The 614-nt window shown below is 46.6% G+C and carries 1 protein-coding gene; it reads left to right on the top strand.

From position 1 onward, the window contains the following. Positions 1-123 precede the first annotated feature (123 nt). On the top strand, positions 124-614 hold a 491-nt coding region (gene pheA, locus A3735_RS26990; RefSeq protein WP_068639017.1), incomplete at its 3' end, for a chorismate mutase.

Genomic DNA, 614 nt, shown 5'->3' with positions numbered 1-614 from the left:
TGTTGATGAGTCTAGTCTTGATGAACAAGAAATAGAAGAGGGAACTGATACTGTTGAGGCAGGCGCTTCGAGTGAATCAGATGAATCTTCAGATCAATCACCTGAGGCCTAACTGGAAATATAATGGTAGATGAAGCAACAGAGCTCGCAAAGCTACGGGCTCAGATTGATGAGATTGATCAAAATATTCAGTCTTTGATCAACCAGCGCGCAGCTTGTGCTCAGCGTGTTGCTGAGGTGAAGCAGGCTGCTGCCGGTAATGAGCTTGTGCAGTATTATCGCCCTGAGCGAGAGGCTCAGGTCCTGCGGGCCGTAATGGAACGCAATACGGGGCCTATGCCAGATGAAGATGTTGCTAAGCTCTTCAGAGAGATAATGTCCTGTTGTCTAGCCCTTGAAAAACCAATGAAGGTAGCTTTTTTAGGGCCGGAAGGTACTTATACGCATGCAGCGGCCCTAAAACATTTTGGACACTTTGTTCATGCTCAGCCTATGAGTGCAATTGATGAAGTGTTTCGAGAGGTGGAGTCTGGCCAGGCAAACTATGGCGTTGTACCAGTTGAGAACTCAACGGAAGGCGTTGTTAATCATACTTTGGATAGTTTCGTAAATTC

Source organism: Oleiphilus sp. HI0061, assembly GCF_001635675.1.
This window is presented reverse-complemented; position numbering and strand designations above follow the sequence as displayed.